General features: G+C 64.9%; 14 protein-coding genes. 6 read left to right on the top strand and 8 right to left on the bottom strand.

What is annotated here, in order from left to right; genetic code table 11:
• Positions 1 to 36: 36 nt before the first annotated feature.
• On the top strand, positions 37 to 1,251 hold the full coding sequence (locus tag ACVMIH_RS25025; RefSeq protein ID WP_057021242.1) for an MFS transporter: 1,215 nt from the start codon (positions 37 to 39) through the stop codon (positions 1,249 to 1,251).
• Positions 1,252 to 1,473: 222 nt separating this feature from the next.
• Positions 1,474 to 2,637 carry an IS4 family transposase gene (locus tag ACVMIH_RS25020; RefSeq protein ID WP_057015126.1) on the top strand — a complete coding sequence of 388 codons (1,164 nt, stop codon included), beginning with the start codon at positions 1,474 to 1,476 and terminating at the stop codon, positions 2,635 to 2,637.
• Between the two features lie 84 nt (positions 2,638 to 2,721).
• Here ACVMIH_RS25020 and ACVMIH_RS25015 read toward each other — a convergent pair whose 3' ends face one another.
• Positions 2,722 to 3,156, bottom strand: coding sequence for a helix-turn-helix domain-containing protein (locus tag ACVMIH_RS25015; protein WP_057019001.1), 435 nt, complete (start codon positions 3,154 to 3,156; stop codon positions 2,722 to 2,724).
• A gap of 82 nt (positions 3,157 to 3,238) precedes the next feature.
• Here ACVMIH_RS25015 and ACVMIH_RS25010 point away from each other — a divergent pair, with 82 nt between their 5' ends.
• On the top strand, positions 3,239 to 4,102 hold the full coding sequence (locus ACVMIH_RS25010; RefSeq protein WP_456778590.1) for a class I SAM-dependent methyltransferase: 864 nt from the start codon (positions 3,239 to 3,241) through the stop codon (positions 4,100 to 4,102).
• A complete protein-coding gene (locus tag ACVMIH_RS25005) occupies positions 4,095 to 4,592 on the top strand; it encodes a DUF2938 domain-containing protein (RefSeq protein ID WP_456854553.1) in 498 nt (165 codons plus the stop codon). The genes ACVMIH_RS25010 and ACVMIH_RS25005 overlap by 8 nt, the downstream gene beginning before the upstream one ends.
• A 374-nt stretch (positions 4,593 to 4,966) precedes the next feature.
• Here the strand turns inward: ACVMIH_RS25005 and ACVMIH_RS25000 are convergent, their stop codons facing one another.
• Both ACVMIH_RS25000 and ACVMIH_RS24995 read right to left on the bottom strand, forming a co-directional pair.
• Complete coding sequence (locus ACVMIH_RS25000; RefSeq protein ID WP_057018998.1) at positions 4,967 to 5,461, bottom strand: VOC family protein; 495 nt, start codon at positions 5,459 to 5,461, stop codon at positions 4,967 to 4,969.
• Positions 5,462 to 5,598: 137 nt separating this feature from the next.
• Complete coding sequence (locus tag ACVMIH_RS24995) at positions 5,599 to 6,144, bottom strand: carboxymuconolactone decarboxylase family protein (RefSeq protein ID WP_456782856.1); 546 nt, start codon at positions 6,142 to 6,144, stop codon at positions 5,599 to 5,601.
• 170 nt (positions 6,145 to 6,314) lie between these two features.
• Between ACVMIH_RS24995 and ACVMIH_RS24990 the strand changes: the two genes are divergently transcribed.
• Positions 6,315 to 7,499, top strand: coding sequence for an acyl-CoA dehydrogenase family protein (locus ACVMIH_RS24990; protein ID WP_456854555.1), 1,185 nt, complete (start codon positions 6,315 to 6,317; stop codon positions 7,497 to 7,499).
• A 152-nt stretch (positions 7,500 to 7,651) separates the two neighbouring features.
• A complete protein-coding gene (locus ACVMIH_RS24985) occupies positions 7,652 to 8,791 on the top strand; it encodes an acyl-CoA dehydrogenase family protein (protein ID WP_456782855.1) in 1,140 nt (379 codons plus the stop codon).
• A 318-nt stretch (positions 8,792 to 9,109) separates the two neighbouring features.
• Here the strand turns inward: ACVMIH_RS24985 and ACVMIH_RS24980 are convergent, their stop codons facing one another.
• The 5 genes from ACVMIH_RS24980 to ACVMIH_RS24960 form a co-directional block, all read right to left on the bottom strand.
• Positions 9,110 to 10,147 (bottom strand): amino acid ABC transporter substrate-binding protein, encoded by a 1,038-nt coding sequence (locus tag ACVMIH_RS24980; RefSeq protein WP_141339963.1) that lies wholly within the window; start codon positions 10,145 to 10,147, stop codon positions 9,110 to 9,112.
• Between the two features lie 58 nt (positions 10,148 to 10,205).
• Positions 10,206 to 10,799 (bottom strand): L,D-transpeptidase, encoded by a 594-nt coding sequence (locus ACVMIH_RS24975; RefSeq protein WP_057018994.1) that lies wholly within the window; start codon positions 10,797 to 10,799, stop codon positions 10,206 to 10,208.
• A gap of 170 nt (positions 10,800 to 10,969) precedes the next feature.
• Entirely contained in the window at positions 10,970 to 11,098 is a 129-nt protein-coding gene (locus tag ACVMIH_RS24970; protein ID WP_156436394.1) for a DUF2474 domain-containing protein, read from the bottom strand.
• The gene (gene cydB / locus ACVMIH_RS24965; protein ID WP_456863731.1) at positions 11,098 to 12,099 is read right to left on the bottom strand and encodes a cytochrome d ubiquinol oxidase subunit II; all 1,002 of its coding nucleotides are present in this window, start codon (positions 12,097 to 12,099) and stop codon (positions 11,098 to 11,100) included. Before cydB ends, ACVMIH_RS24970 begins: the two co-directional genes overlap by 1 nt.
• Positions 12,096 to 13,502 carry a cytochrome ubiquinol oxidase subunit I gene (locus ACVMIH_RS24960; RefSeq protein ID WP_057018992.1) on the bottom strand — a complete coding sequence of 469 codons (1,407 nt, stop codon included), beginning with the start codon at positions 13,500 to 13,502 and terminating at the stop codon, positions 12,096 to 12,098. Before ACVMIH_RS24960 ends, cydB begins: the two co-directional genes overlap by 4 nt.
• Positions 13,503 to 13,680: the final 178 nt, after the last annotated feature.

Here is a 13,680-nt window from a genome sequence, read left to right as displayed (position 1 = left end):
GTCCGGCCATGACGATGTGAGAAGCAAAAGCAAGAAATGGACGCATCCTCAGCCACGCTGCCTGATGAATCCTCGCTTGGCTACGAAGGCTGGCGCATCGTCGTCGTCTGCTTCCTGCTCGCGACCTTCGGCTGGGGACTGGGCTTCTACGGCCAGAGCGTCTATGTCGCCGAGCTGCAGCGGCTGCACGGTTGGCCGGCATCGCTGATCTCGTCGGGCACGACCTTCTTCTATTTGTTCGGCGCCGCGCTGGTCGCCTTCGTCAGCGAGGCGATCAAGGCGTTCGGCGCGCGCAGCTGCCTGATCGCCGGCACCTTTGCGATGGCGATCGCAGCGGTTGCGATCGGCGAGGTGCGCGAGCCCTGGCAGCTCTATCTCGCCGATGCGCTGCTGGCGTTCGGCTGGGCCGGCACCAGCCTCGGCATCATCACCAACACGCTCGGCCTGTGGTTCGACAAGAAACGCGGCATGGCGATCAGCCTGGCGCTGAACGGCGCGAGCTTCGGCGGCATCGTCGGCGTGCCGCTGCTGGTGGCGGGGATCGGCACGTTCGGCTTCTCCGGCGCGATGATCGCGGCCGCGGGGCTGCTGATCGTGGTGATGGTGCCTGTCATCCTGATCTTCGTCGGGCAACCGCCGGTGCATCTGCACGCGGTCACGGCCGCCGCTGCCGACGCGCCGTCAGCGACCCAGGTGCGCAGCCGGGCGCTGCGCGACATCCGCTTCCTCTCGGTCTCGATTGCCTTCGCGCTGGTGCTGTTCGCCCAGGTCGGCTTCATCGTGCATCTGATCGCCTATCTCGATCAGGTAATCGGCCGCGAGCGCGCGACGGTGGCGATGGCGCTCTTGACCGCGATGGCCGTGGTCGGGCGCGTCTCGTTCTCCTTCGTGATCGACCGGCTCAACCAGCGGCTGGCATCGGCGCTGTCTTTTATCAGCCAGGCGGTCGCGCTCGCCGTCATCATCAATGTGCACAATGACGTGGCGCAGATCGCCGCCTGCGCGCTGTTCGGCTTCTCGGTCGGCAATCTGATCACGCTGCCGGCGCTGATCGTGCAGCGCGAGTTCGATCCGCGTGCGTTCGGCGTGCTGGTCAGCCTGATCACCGCGATCAACCAGATCACCTACGCCTTCGGCCCCGGCGTGGTCGGGCTGCTGCGCGATCTCTCGGGCAGCTATTCGCTGCCGTTCTACGGCTGCATTGGCCTGGAGCTGATCGCGGCGGCGACGATCATGGCGAAAGGGAAGTAGCTTTCCACCTCCCTTGAAAAGGGGAGGTCGCTTTGCTCACAGAGCAAAGCGGGTGGGGATCTGCTCTCTCCGCTTGCAACATCGCCTGCGGCTGACCCCCATCCCGACCTTCCCCCTTTCAGGCAGGGGTGTCCGGGGAATGATTCACTGTGTCGCGGTGCATGCTCGGCAGGACCGAGGCAAATCGGTCTTTTCTGGTTGTCGAGACACAGAGGGCCGAGCATGCGATATCGCGGTAGCATTTTTGGAAGGCTGCTTGAACCGATCAATCGACGGCAGTTTCAGACGGTTGTGGATCGTCTGGACGGGGATGCCTACGACAAGTCGTTCAGGAGCTGGGATCATCTGGTGGCGCTGATCTATGCCCAGCTTAGCGGCAACAGCAGTCTGCGCGGGGTGGTGACTGGCTTCAACGCCAATTCGCAGCATCACTATCACTTGGGAACCGGCAAGCTGTCGCGCTCGACGTTGTCCGATGCCAATGCCCGCCGTCCGATCGGCATTTTCGCGCAAACCTTTGCGGCGCTGTCGGCGATGGCGCGTCGCCAGCTGCGGAGTGAAGGCATGGAGATGGTGCGTCTGATCGACGCCAGTCCGATCCCGCTCGGCAAGGTCTGCAGTTGGGCGACGTGGAACGGCCGCATCCGCGGCATGAAGCTGCATGTCGTCTACGACCCAAGGAGCGATGTCCCGACCTGCGTCGAGATGACGGCCGCGAACGTCAATGACATCGAGATCGGCCGACAGACCCCAATCCAGCCCGCCACCACCTATGTGTTTGACAAGGGCTATTGCCGTTTCGACTGGTGGCAGAAGATCAATGATAGCAAGGCTTTCTTCGTTACCCGGGCGAAGACGAGCATCCGTCTTCGCTCGCTCAGGCATCGCGCCATCCGCAAGCGTAACGGGGATGGCTTCGAAATCCTTGCCGATGACGAGGTGAAGCTCACCAGCAAGGGCGATTCGCGCCTTCCAATCCCGCTCCGCCGCATCAAGATCAGACGCGAGAAAGGCGGCAAGATCACACTCCTGACCAACGACCTTGCCCGTAGCGCCGTCGAGATCGCCGCCCTCTACAAGAGCCGATGGCAAATCGAGCTGCTGTTCCGCTGGATCAAGCAGCATCTCGATATTCGCAAGTTCCTCGGCGCCAACGACAACGCGATCCGCCTTCAGGTGCTCGCTGCGATGATTGCCTACCTGCTGCTGCGCATCGCCGCTCACACCAACTGCATCAAAATGCTCCCGCTCAGGTTCGCCGAACTCGTCGGCCAGCTCCTGCTCACGCGTCGATCCCTCGCTGCCATCGACAAACCTCCGCCCATCAACCCCAGCCGTCGGAAATCAACCATCTCACCTGACCAGATGGAGCTCCGCTATGCCTGAATTTCCCCGGACACCCCTGCCTTTCAGGGGGAAGGGGAATAAAGACCTGTCCCCGGATATCGCTTCCCTCATCCGGGCTACGTTCTACGACTTGCGGCGTGACTTCCGCGCCTTCTTCTCGCCGATCTTGCCGGCCGCCGCGACCCGCAGCAGGCGGCGGAAGGTCGGGCATTCCATGTGGCTCGGCGCCGGGCAGACGGCGGCGTGGCGCAGGCCGTCGCGCATCGCGTTGAGCCTGCGGATGGTGCGGTCGAGCTCGTCGGCCTTGGCAGAAAGCATTTTCCGGTCGATGCGCGGTCTTCCATCGGGCGCGAACATCCTTGCGATCTCGTCGAGCGAGAAGCCGGAGGCGCGCCCGAGCGCGATCAGCGCCAGCCGGTCCAGCACCGCCGGATCGAACAGGCGGCGCAACCCGCGCCGGCCATGCGAGGCGATCAGACCTTTCTCCTCGTAGAAGCGCAAGGTCGAGGCGCGCACGCCCGATAGCTCCGCCACCTCCGCGATATCGATGTCCCGCATGGCCCTTGACCTCAAGTTCACTTGAACTGGCAGTATCCAGCCTATCGCTTGCGTAAGGCAAGCATCAACAAGGACGAGAATCATGGGTGTCGCAGCGCAAGTCGACGACGAGCAGGTCAAACTCTGGAACGGCGCCGCCGGCCGCGCCTGGGTCGAGACGCGCGAGGTGCTGGAAGGGATGTTCAGGCCGCTTGAAGAACTGCTCGTTCAGGCGGTGTCCGATGCCGCGGCAAGCCGGGTGCTCGATATCGGTTGCGGCACGGGCGCCACAACGTTCGCCGTTGCCCAATTGCTCCGCCAGCAGGGGCATTGCACCGGCATCGACGTTTCCGAGCCGATGATCGCGGCGGCGCGCGCCCGCGCGGAGCGGGAAGGGCGGCCGGTCAGCTTCATCTGCGCCGACGCGCAGACCTATCCGTTCGCGCCCGCGAGCTTCGACATGATCATCTCGCGCCTCGGCGTGATGTTCTTTGCCGATCCGGTGCAGGCTTTCGCCAATCTGCGCCGCGCGGCCCGGCCGGATGCTGCGCTCCGCTTCATCGCCTGGCGCGGCGCCGCCGAGAACCCGTTCATGACGACGGCGGAACAGGCAGCGAAGCCGTTGCTGCCGGATCTTCCGCCGCGGCGTCCCGATGCGCCGGGGCAGTTCGGCTTTGCCGACCGGAAGCGGGTCGAAACTATCCTGGAGGATAGCGGCTGGGACGCGATCGCGATCGAACCGGTCGATGTCGCCCTCGGCTTTCCGGCATCACAGCTGGCCCACTATGTGAGCTGGCTCGGCCCGGTCGGGACGATGCTGCAGGCGATGGAGGAGCCGCGCCGCACGCGAGTGATCGAGACCGTGCGCGGTGCGTTCGATCGCTACATCCACGGGACCGAGATTCGCTTCACCGCGGCGTGCTGGATGGTCGCGGCACGAGCGCCGGCGGAGGCCGCGCATGGTTGAAGCCGCGGAATTTGTGGCGAGCGCGGTGCTGACCGGGATCGGTGCGACCGTCGTGATGGACATCTGGGGGATGGTTCGAAAGCGCCTGCTTGGCATCCCGTCGCTGGACTATGCCCTGGTCGGTCGCTGGCTCGGCCATCTCGTATCCGCTCGCCTGCGCCACGACCGCATCGCCGCGTCACCACAGGTCGTGGGCGAACGGATCATCGGATGGACCGCGCATTATCTGATCGGGATCGGCTTTGCCGGCGTGCTGCTTGCGATCTTCGGCCTCGATTGGGCGCGGCAGCCCACCATCGCTCCGGCTCTGATGGTCGGGATCGGCAGCGTGGCCGCGCCGCTCCTGGTGATGCAGCCCGCGATGGGCGCCGGCATTGCCGCGAGCCGTACGCCCCATCCATGGGCGGCGCGGCTGCAGAGCCTCGTGACGCACACGGTGTTTGGGATTGGGCGCTTTATGCGGCCGGCTGGCTCGCGCACCCGTTCCTGAACTCGTAGCCCGGATGAGCGAAGCGCAATCCGGGAACAGTATCACCCCACGGTGCCAACCCCGGATTTCGCGGAGCCTGTCATCGGGCGCGCGCTCGCGCGACCCGTTGGCTCCATCCGAGCTACCTCTTCACCTCCCCTTGGAAAGGGGAGGTCGCTTTGCTCGCAGAGCAAAGCGGGTGGGGATCTGCTCTCTCCACTTGCAGCAGAGCCCGCGGCTAACCCCCATCCCGACCTTCCCCCTTTCAGGGGGAAGGGGAAAGCACTCGTAGCCCGGATGGAGCGAAGCGTAATCCGGGAGCAGTATTACCTCATGGAGCGAACCCCGGATTTCGCTGCGCTTCATCCGGGCTACGAAATTATCGCCTTGCGGAATTACGTCGCACGCTGTTTCAGCAGGTCGTCCAGGTCCAGCCGTCGCGTGAACATCGCGAGCTTGCCGTCCGCGCTGCGCGGCCATTCGGCCTCGGGGCGATCCCAATAGAGCTCGACGCCGTTCTCGTCGGGATCGCGCAGGTACAGCGCCTGGCTGACGCCGTGGTCGCTGGCGCCGTCGAGCTCGATGCCGGCCGACAGCACCCGGTGCAGCGCGTCGGCGAGCGCCGGGCGGGTGGGATAGAGGATGGCGGTGTGGAACAGGCCCGTGGTGCCCGGCGGCGGCGGATGGCCGCCCTTGCTTTCCCAGGTGTTGAGGCCGATGTGGTGGTGATAGCCGCCGGCCGAGATGAAGGCCGCGTCCGCGCCCAGGCGCTGCTGCAGCTCGAAGCCGAGCACGCCGCAATAGAAGCCGAGCGCGCGCTCGAGATCGGCCACCTTGAGATGGACATGCCCGATCCGGGTGCCCGCGATGATGGGGGGATTCTCTGGCATGAGCGGACTCCGTTGACGTCAATGCCCCTGCCATCAGGGGCGAGGTTTCGCCACCTGATATAGTCCGGATTTGCCGACGCCGGAGCGTTCGATCCGGAAACGCAAGGTTTTAGAAAGGCGCCACGGTCCGCCGGCGTCTAGCAGAGCTCCGACAGCTCGCCGCCGGGCAGCTGGAACTCGAACGTGTTCAGCGTCATCGACACCATGGTGTAGTAGCCGCAGAGGCCGATCACCTCGACCAGGCCGCGCTGGCTCAGCACCTCGACCGCCTCGTCATACAGTGCCTTCGGCAGGCCGTGACCTTCGTGCAGCGCCTTGGCGACGTCGTAGATCACCCTGGCCTTGGGATCGTCGAACGTCGGCGTCCGGCGCACGCGAATGTCCTCGATGATCTTCGGGTCGAGGCCGCCCTTCAGCGCCAGGCGCTTGTGGGCATACCATTCGTAATGCGCGGTCCAGTGCCGCGCGGTGACGAGGATCGCGATCTCCGACAGCTTTGGGGAAAAGATCGTGTCGAAGCGCAGCACCTCGCCGAGCCGCGTCGCATGCCGTGCCATCTCCGGGCTGTTCAGCCAGGCCATCATCGGCGCCGGTGGCGCGCCGCGCTTGCCGGCGATCGACTCGTCGTAGGTTTCTTTCTGGGCGGCGTTCATTTCGCTAGGCGAAAGCAGCTTCAGCCGCATGTCCGTTTCCTCTTGTTTTTCAAGCGTTACCCCATCTCGGCGATACACCCGATCGCGCGCAGTGAGTAGCGACGCCAGAGCATGGCGCGGCCGCGAGGCATATTGAATTCGGCGGCTGCGTAGGTCTAAGGTCGAATCCAATTCGACGATTTTTTGACTGGAAACGCACCATGGCCGACCTCGAGAAATTCCGCGCGGAGACCCGCGCCTGGCTGGAGCAGAATTGCCCGGCGGAGATGCGCAAGCCGATGACCTCGGATGGCGACACCTTCTGGGGTGGCCGTAACACGAAATTCTCGTCCGAGGCGCAGCGCGTCTGGTTCGAGCGGATGTGCGACAAGGGCTGGACCGTGCCGCATTGGCCGAAGGAATATGGCGGCGGAGGCCTCGACGGCGAGGAGGCCAAGATCGTGCGCCAGGAGATGGCTGCGATCGGCGCGCGTCAGCCGCTGACCTCGTTCGGCATCTCCATGCTGGGACCGGCGCTGCTGAAATACGGCACCGAGGAGCAGAAGAAGGAGCATCTGCCGAAGATCACCGCGGGCCTGATCCGCTGGTGCCAGGGCTATTCCGAGCCGAATGCCGGCTCCGACCTCGCCTCGCTGCAGACCCGCGCGGTCGGCGACGGCGACGATTACATCATCAACGGCCAGAAGATCTGGACGTCCTACGCCAACTACGCCGACTGGATCTTCTGCCTGGTGCGCACCGATCCGGCGGCGAAGAAGCATGACGGCATCAGCTTCATCCTGTTCGACATGACCTCGAAGGGCGTGTCGACCAAGCCGATCCTCCTGATCTCGGGCTATTCGCCGTTCTGCGAAACCTTCTTTGACAATGTTCGCGTGCCGAAGTCGCATGTCGTCGGATCAGTCAATCGCGGCTGGGATGTCGCGAAATATCTGCTGCAGCACGAGCGCGCGATGATCTCCGGCATGGGCGAGCGCGGCGTCGGTCGTCCGCTCGGCCAGATCGCCGCCGACTCGGTCGGTGCGGACGCGCAGGGCAAGCTCGATGACGCGCAGCTGCGCAGCCAGATCGCGAGCTTCGAGGTCGACGAGGCCGCGCTCGCTGCCGCCGCCGAGCGCGCGGTCGATCTCGCCAAGGCCGGGCAATCGCATCCGGCGTTCTCCTCGGCGATGAAATATTACGGCACCGAGCTCAACAAGCGCCGCTATGAGATCCTGATGTCGGCCGGCGGCATCGATGCGCTGGAATGGGAGAGCGACCGCTCCAAAGGCGGCGCCCGCCCGCGCGCCTGGCTGCGCACCAAGGCCAATTCGATCGAGGGCGGCACCTCGGAGGTGATGCTCGGCATCGTCGCCAAGCGCATCCTCGATTTGCCGGGCGCGTGATCGCTGCACCGTCGTTCCGGGGCGTCGCGAAGCGGCGAACCCTAATGCGCAGTTGCGCATTGTGGAACCTCGAGATTCCGGGTTCGATGCTCTCGCATCGCCCCGGAATGACGAACTCAGACCGTTGCTTAGAACGTTAGATCGGATTTCCTATGGCCCTCGTCCTCACCGAAGAACAATCCATGCTGCGCGACAGTGCGCGCGGCCTTATCAGCGACAAGGCGCCGGTGGCGCATCTGCGCGGTCTGCGCGATGCCAAGGATGCCACCGGCTTCTCGCGCGAGCTCTGGAAGACATTTGCGGAGATGGGCTTCTCCGGCCTCCTGGTGCCGGACCAGTTCGGCGGTAGCGGGCTCGGCTGCGTCGAGGCCGGCATCGTCATGGAGGAGATCGGCCGCACCTTGATGCCGTCGCCGTTCCTCGCGACCTCGGTGCTCGCCGCCTCGGCGCTGTCGCGCGGCGGCAGCGAGGCGCAGAAGGCGCAGCATCTGCCGAAGATCGCCGACGGCTCGCTGCTGGCGGCGCTCGCGATCGATGAGGGCGCCAAGCATCGCCCGCTGCAGACCAAGTTGCAGGCCACGCGCTCCGGCAACGGCTTCAAGCTGTCGGGCGACAAGGCCTTCGTGCTCGACGGCCACACCGCCGACCTCCTGATCGTCGCGGCGCGCACGGCCGGCAGCGCCGGCGACAAGAACGGGCTGACGCTGTTCCTGGTCGATCCGAAGGCGAAGGGGCTCGCGGTCGAGCGCACCGCGATGGTCGATTCGCACAACGCGGCGCGCATCGTGTTCGACAATGTCGAGGTCAACGCCGACAGCGTGCTCGGCGAAGTCGATCAGGGCTTTGGGTTGCTCGAGGGCGTGCTCAATATCGGCCGCGGCGCGGTGGCGTCCGAAATGGTCGGCCTCTCCGACGAGGTGTTCGGCCGCACCGTGGCCTATCTGAAGGAGCGCAAGCAGTTCGGCAAGGCGATCGGCGAATTCCAGGCGCTGCAGCACCGTGCCGCGCAGCTCTACATCGATATCGAGATTACGCGCGCCGCTGTGTTGAAGGCGCTGCAGGCGCTCGACACGGACATCGACAAGGCGGCCACCGCGGTCGCGGTGGCAAAGGCCCGCGCCGGCACCACTGCGACGCTGGCCGTGCAGGAGGGCGTGCAGATGCATGGCGGCATGGGCATGACCGACCAGTTCGACATCGGCTTCTTCATGAAGCGCGCCCGCGTCTGCCAGGAGCTGTTCGGCGACAGCAACTTCCACACCGACCAGCTGGCGAGCGGCAAGGGGTATTGATCTTCGCCGCGTCATTGTTGCTACGCAACACGCTGTCATCGCCCGGCTCGCCGCCTTCGCTCAAGCTTCGGCGCGCCTGAAAGCGAAAGCCTCGTCGAAGCCTTGGCGTAGACGGGACCGGGCGTTCCAGTATTCCAGAGACGTCGGCGCTTGAGCCGAGAAGCCGCGGCGTACTGGATCACCCGCTTTCGCGCGGGTGATGACAGCGGTGAGGGCGGCTTGGCATAGGCTCGTCATTGCGAGCGAAGCGAAGCAATCCATCTCTCCACTTGTGGCGAAATGGATTGCTTCGCTTCGCTCGCAATGACGATGGAGAGTCTACCGGATCGGCGGCGCGTACTGGACGCCGCCGGCGTTCCAGAGCTGGTTCATGCCGCGCGGGATCTTCAGCTTGGAGTCGGCGCCGACGTTGCGGTCGTAGACCTCGCCGTAATTGCCGACATGGCGGATGATGCGCACCGCCCAGTCCTTGGTCAGACCGAGATCCTCGCCATAGCTGCCCTCGGTGCCGACCAGCCGCATCACCTCCGGCTTCTTCGACTTCAGCGCCTCGTCGATGTTCTTCGAGGTGATGCCGAGCTCTTCGGCGTTGATCATGGCGTACAGCGTCCACTTCACGATCATCATCCAGTCGTCGTCGCGCAAGCGCACCACCGGCGCCAGCGGCTCCTTGGAGATGATGTCGGCGAGGATCGTGTGGTCGCTCGGCTTGGCGAGGTTGAGCCGCAGCGCATAGAGCTGCGAGGCGTCCGATGTTAGCGTATCGCACTGGCCGGAGTTGTAGGCGTTCACGACGTCGTCCAGCTTGTCGAACTTCATCTCCGTGTACTTCATGTTGTTGGCACGGAAATAGTCGGCGAGATTGAGCTGCGTCGTGGTGTTGGCCTGCACGCAGACCTTGCTGCCGTTCAGGTCGAGCGCGGAATCGATGTTGCGCGAGCGTGGCAGCATGAAGCCCTGGCCGTCATAATAGGCGACCGCGGGGAAATAGAGGTCGTAATTGGTCTCGCGCGACATGCTCCAGGTGGAGTTGCGCGAGAGGATGTCGACCTTGCGGTTCTGCAGCTCCTTGAAACGCTCGCTGGCGTCGAGCGGAACGAACTTCGCCTTCGACGGGTCGTCGAAGATCGCCGACGCGACCGCGCGGCAGAAGTCGACGTCGAAGCCGGTCCAGTTACCCTTGTCGTCCGGGATCGAGAAGCCCGGCAGGCCCTTGTTGACGCCGCACAGCACGTCGCCGCGGCGGACGGTGCGCTTCAGCGTGCGGGTGTCGTAACGCTCATAGGTGATGGCGGCGGCCGCAACCAGCGCGGCGATCGCGAGCCCGATCGTCAGGCCGCCTCGAAATGTACGCATGGGTTCTCTCTCGCGAAGGATCGGGGAAATCAGGGCGGATATCGAAGGCGGGTAGAGATCAGAGTTCGGGCTTCTGCCGGATGATCACCTTGGTGCCGACCGGAACGCGGTTGTAGAGATCGGCGACGTCGTTGTTGACCAGGCGGAAGCAGCCGGAGGAAACGGCGGTGCCGATGGTGTCGGGCCGGTTGGTGCCGTGGATGCGGTAGACCGTGGTGCCGAGATACATCGCGCGTGCGCCGAGCGGATTGCCCGGGCCGCCCGCCATGAAGCGCGGCAGATAGGGCTGGCGTGCGATCATTTCCGGCGGCGGCACCCAGTCCGGCCACTCGGCCTTGCGGGTGATGCTCACCAGGCCCTGCCATTGAAAGCCTTCGCGGCCGACGCCGATACCGTAGCGGAGCGCGCGGCCATTACCCTGCACCAAATAAAGATGGCGCTCGGCGGTCGCGACGATGATGGTGCCCGGCGCCTCACTGGTCCGGTAATATACGACCTGCTTCTGCCATTCCGGGTCGAGCTCGTAGCCGTCGTCAGCAACAAGGCCGGGCTCGTCGGCGTCCGGGCGGTTTTGGGCGAAACCCTGCGACGTCGACAGCACGAGCGCGCCCGTCGCGATCAACATCCAGACCAGGTGACGAAACTTCGTCATTGAAAGCTCTCCTCGTTGGCACGCGGCCAAATGGTTGCTCCACCCGCAAATCAGGCAGCATCAAATCTCAGCGGCAGCTTGATGGCAAGCTTAGGGCCGCACCACAGGTATATCCCTGTAATGCTTCTGTTTTTTGTCATTGATTGTCGCGGCACGTTGCGCGGGCCGCCTCATTTCGGCGCGATCCAGAGTCGCAAGGCGAACGAGATCAGCGCCACGGTGCCGACGCCGCCGAGCCACAGCGCTGCGAACCACAGCAGGCGCTGACCGAGCGGCCGCTGATTCGAGCCCTCGGGCATCAGTGGTATCCGTGGCCGGGGCGCACCTTGCCGCGGAACACCCAATAGGCCCAGGCGGTGTAGCCGAGGATCAGCGGCACCAGGATCGAGACTCCGACCAGCATGAAGACCTGGCTGTTGGTCGGTGCCGCCGCCTGCCAGATCGTGATGCTCTGCGGCACGATGTACGGATACATGCTGATGCCGAGTCCGGCATAGGACAGCGAGAACAGCCCGAGCGTCAGGAAGAACGGCTGGTGGTCGTTCTTGTTGCTCAGCGCGCGCAGCAGCAGTGCGGTGACGGCGGCGACCGCGATCGGCACCGGCGCGGTGAGGATGATGTTGGGCCAGGCGAACCAGCGCTGGGTGTACTGCACGCTGAGGAAAGGCGTCGCGATGCTGACGGCGCCGATTGCGCCCAGCATCGCGACCAACAACATCCAGCTCAGATGATAGGCGCGGTCGCGCAACTCGCCCTCGGTCTTCATCACCAGCCAGGTCGCGCCGAGCAGCGCGTAGCCGATCACCAGCGCGAACCCGGTCAGGACGCTGAACGGCGTCAGCCAATCCCACCAGCCGCCGGCGTATTGGCGGCCCTCGACATGGATGCCCTGCAGGATGGCGCCGAGCGCGATCCCCTGCGCCAGTGTCGCAAGCAGCGAGCCGCCGGCGAAAGCGATATCCCATTTGTTGCGCGCCTTCTGGGTCCGCCAGCGGAATTCGAAGGCGACGCCGCGGAACACGAGGCCGAGCAGCATCGCGATCATCGGCGTGTAGAGCGCCGGCATCAGCACCGCATAGGCCAGCGGAAACGCCGCCATCATGCCGCCGCCGCCGAGCACCAGCCAGGTCTCGTTGCCGTCCCACACCGGCGCCACCGTGTTCATGATGACGTCGCGGTCGGTCTTTTGCGGAAACAGTGGGAACAGGATGCCGAGGCCGAGATCGAAGCCGTCCATCACGACATAGACGAACACGGCAAAGGCGATGATGAAGGCCCAGATCGTGGCGAGATCGATCATCGCGCGCCCTCCACGGCTGCGCCCGCCGCCGGCGTGATGCCGGCCGCGCGGGCCGGAAGATCCTTCGTCGGGCCTTGCTCGCCGGGATGCGGCGGCTGCGCCATCAGCCGCAGGATGTAGATCACGCCCGCGGTGAACACGGCGAAATAGACGATGATGAAGGCGATCAGCGACGAGCCCACCGCGGGCGCCGCCAGCGGCGACGCCGAATCGGCGGTCCGCAGCAGCCCGTAGACCGTAAACGGTTGCCGCCCGGTCTCCGTGGTGATCCAGCCCGCGAGCACCGCGATGAAGCCGGCGGGGCCCATCAGCACGGCGAAGCGATGCAGCAGCGACGACTGGTACATCATCCCCCGCCAGCGCATCAAAAGGCTGAGCAGGCCGAGCCCCATGATCAGGAAGCCGAGGCCGACCATGATGCGGAACGACCAGAAGGTGATCGGCACCGGCGGCCAGTTCTCGCGCGGCACGGTGTCGAGGCCGGCCAGCGGCGCGTCGAGCGAATGCTTCAGGATCAGCGACGACAGTTTCGGCACCTCGATCGCATACTTCACCTTCGCCTCACGCTGGTCGGGCCAGCCGAACAGGATCAGCGGCGCGCCGTCCTTGTGGCTCTGGTAATGGCCTTCCATCGCCATCACCTTGGCGGGCTGGTGCTCCAGCGTGTTGAGGCCGTGCTGGTCGCCGGCGAGGATCTGGATCGGCGCCACCAGGGTCGCCATCCACATCGCCATCGAGAACATCACGCGCGCTCCCGCCAGATGCTGGTCGCGCAGCAGATGCCAGGCGCCGACCGCGCCGACCACGAGCGAGGTGGTAAGGTACGCCGCCAGCACCATGTGCACGAGGCGATAGGGGAACGACGGATTGAAGATCACCTTGAGCCAGTCGGCGGCGACGAACTGGCCGTCGGCGTTCACGGCGTGGCCGGTCGGCGTCTGCATCCAGGAATTGGCCGACAGAATCCAGAACGCCGAGATCAGCGTGCCGATCGCGACCATCAACGTCGCCACGAAGTGCAGCCTGGGGCCGACGCGCTCGAGCCCGAACAGCATCACGCCGAGGAAGCCGGCTTCCAGGAAGAATGCGGTCAGCACCTCATAGGCCATCATCGGGCCGATCACCGGCCCGGTCTTGTCGGCAAAGGACGACCAGTTGGTGCCGAACTGGTAGGACATCACGATGCCCGAGACCACGCCCATGCCGAACGCGACCGCGAAGATCTTCAGCCAGTAATTGAACAGGTTGATGTAGACCTCGCGCCTGGTGGCAAGCCACAGCGCTTCCAGCACCGCGAGATAGCTCGCAAGCCCGATCGAGAATGCGGGAAACACGATGTGGAACGACATCGTGAAAGCGAATTGCGCGCGGGCGAGTACGACCGCATCCCAGCCTTCGAACATTACGCACCATCCGTCGTCGACCTGGCGTGGACCTTACCACGTCAGCTGTGACGACAAAGAGGGCGGATTGTCCGACTGGAGCGGGTTGAGTTTTGGCTGGATCGGCTTGGCGCGGTCCCGGTTCACCTCTTCCCGTCGGGGAGAGGTGAGCTTTCGACGCCGTTCCAGCTCAACCTGA

This window comes from Bradyrhizobium sp. USDA 4503, assembly GCF_054055815.1.
This window is presented reverse-complemented; position numbering and strand designations above follow the sequence as displayed.